At 77.1% G+C, this 2,364-nt stretch carries 2 protein-coding genes; both read right to left on the reverse strand.

Annotation, left to right across the window (positions count from 1 at the left end; translation table 11 throughout):
• Positions 1-158 precede the first annotated feature (158 nt).
• The gene (locus GXP76_RS35185) at positions 159-1,490 is read right to left on the reverse strand and encodes a glycosyltransferase (RefSeq protein WP_277994150.1); all 1,332 of its coding nucleotides are present in this window, start codon (positions 1,488-1,490) and stop codon (positions 159-161) included.
• The coding region (locus tag GXP76_RS35190) for a glycosyltransferase (protein WP_242575681.1) at positions 1,415-2,364 on the reverse strand (950 nt) is incomplete at its 5' end. The genes GXP76_RS35185 and GXP76_RS35190, both read right to left, overlap by 76 nt.

The following is a 2,364-nucleotide window of genomic DNA, read 5'->3' on the forward strand; positions in this document are numbered from 1 at the left end:
GGCGAGCAGTGCCGCCCAGCCGCGCCAGCCGCCCTCGACGCGGTCTCCGACGCCGGCGGTGAGCGAGTCCCCGAGCGCCGCGTACCGCAGTGGCCTCGGTACGGAGGGCTCCACGGCGGGAGCGCCTCCGGGCGGCGCCCCGACTCTCGCGTACGCGGTCATCTCGCGCCTCCGGCGGGAGGACGCGCCGGCGACACCGGGAGAGGCGGCACGGAAGTGACGGGCGCCCTCATGACGGGCGGCACCACGACGGGCGCCACCTCCCGCAGAGGCCCCGCCGGCGCCCCGTGCGCCGCCAGGAACGCCGCCACCGCCCGGTCCCAGCCGAAGAGTTCGGCCCGCGCCCGCGCGGCGGCCCGCCGGGCGGCCTCCGGGCGGTCGAGGAGTTCCCGTACGGCGTCGGCGTAGGCCCCGGGTGTGTCCGTCGCCGTGCCGCCCGCCGCGCCCAGGATCTCCGGGAGGGCCGACGACGCGCTGGCGACGACCGGGGTGCCGCAGGCGAGTGCTTCCAGCGCCGACAGGCCGAACGTCTCGGCCGGACCGGGGGCCAGGCAGATGTCCGCGGCGGCCTGGAGGTCCGCCAGTTCCTCCCGGTCGCCCACATGCCCGAGGAAGACCACGGGCAGCCGCCGTTCGCGCGCCCGGCGCGCGAGCGCGCCCGCCAGCGGGCCGTCCCCGGCGACGACCAGCGCCGCCTTCACTCCCCGGGCGCGCAGCGCGGCGAGGGCGTCGAGCGCGGCGGCCGGGCGCTTCTCCACGGAGAGCCGCGAGCAGAGCAACAGCAGGACGTCGGCCCCGCGCGCGTACCTGGCGCGCAGCGCCTCGCGGCGCCGGTCCGGCCGGCAGCGCAGGAGGTCGACGCCCAGCGGCGCCCGCACCACGTTCCGCGCGCCGATGCGGACGAACTCGCGCTCGGCCCACTCGGTGGTGCACACGATCCGCGAGTACGACCACGCGCTGCGCCGGTTGAGCCGGTCCGCGGCACGTCCGGCCGCCACGGCCGGTACGCCCCAGGTGCGCAGCACCCCGTCGGCGGTCTCGTGCGACACCATGACGGCGGGGACGCGGTGGCGCCGCGCCCACTCCCCCGTCCACCGCAGGGTGGTGCGGTCGGAGACCTCCAGGCGGTCGGGGGCGAGGCTCTCCAGGAGGGCGCCGAGGCGTCGGCGGTCGGTGAGCACCCGGTAGCCGCCGGTGCCGGGCAGCACCGCCCCGGGCAGGGTGATCACCCGCCCCTGTGAGGTGTGTTCGTCGCCCGGCCGCTCGCCGGGGACGACCAGGACCGGTTCGTGCCCGGCGGCCAGATAGCCCGAACCGAGCTCCTGGAGGGCGGTCCGCAGGCCGCCGGAGGCCGGGGTGACGAAGTTGGCCAGCCGCACGATCCGTACGCCGCGCGAGGCGCCACCCGCGGCGCTCACGCGACCACGGCCGTGCGTTCGCCGAGCACTTCGGCGTAGTGGTCGAGCAGTTGGTCGCCCACGGCGGCCCATGTCCTGCCCTCGACCGTGGCGCGTGCCGCCCTTCCGTAGGAGGCTCGCAGTTCCGGGGCGGCCTGGAGGTCCCGTACGGCGGCGGCGACGGCCCGCGCGTCGTGGGGAGGCACCAGCAGTCCGGTGCGGCCGTGGTCGACGAGGTCGAGCGGTCCGCCGGCCGCCGGGGCGACCACGGGTGTGCCGCTGGCCATGGCCTCCTGGACGGTCTGGCAGAACGTTTCGTACGGCCCGGTGTGCGCGAAGATGTCGAACGAGGCGAAGATCCGCGCCAGTTCGTCCCCGGTCCGGCGGCCGAGGAACACGGCGCCGGGGAGTGTCGCGCGCAGGGACGGCTCGCTCGGCCCGTCGCCGACGACCACGACCCGCACGCCGGGCAGCGCGCAGACCCCGGAGAGGAGTTCGACGTGCTTCTCGGGCGCCAGCCTGCCGACGTATCCGACGATCAGTTCACCGTTGGGCGCGAGGGAGCGGCGCAGTCGTTCGTCACGCAGTTCGGGACGGAACCTGACCGTGTCCACGCCGCGCGGCCAGAGCCTGACGCGCGGGACGCGGTGTTCTTCGAGGTCCTTCAGGGCGGCGCTGGACGGCGCCAGCGTGCGGTCCGCCGCGCTGTGCACGGCGCGCAGCCGCCGCCAGGCCGCCGCCTCGCCCGCACCCATGTAGGTGCGGGCGTAGCCGGCGAGGTCGGTCTGGTAGACGGCGACGGCGGGTATGCCCAGCCGTGCGGCCGCCGCCATGCCGCGTACGCCGAGGACGAACGGCCCGGCGAGGTGCACGAGGTCGGCCCGGTGCGCCGCGAGGGTCGCGGCGACCCGACGGCTGGGCAGGGCGACGCGTACCTGGGGGTAGCCGGGCAGCGGCAGGGAGGGGA

It is taken from the genome of Streptomyces sp. NP-1717, from assembly GCF_022695985.1.
In the GTDB taxonomy this organism is placed as follows: domain Bacteria; phylum Actinomycetota; class Actinomycetes; order Streptomycetales; family Streptomycetaceae; genus Streptomyces.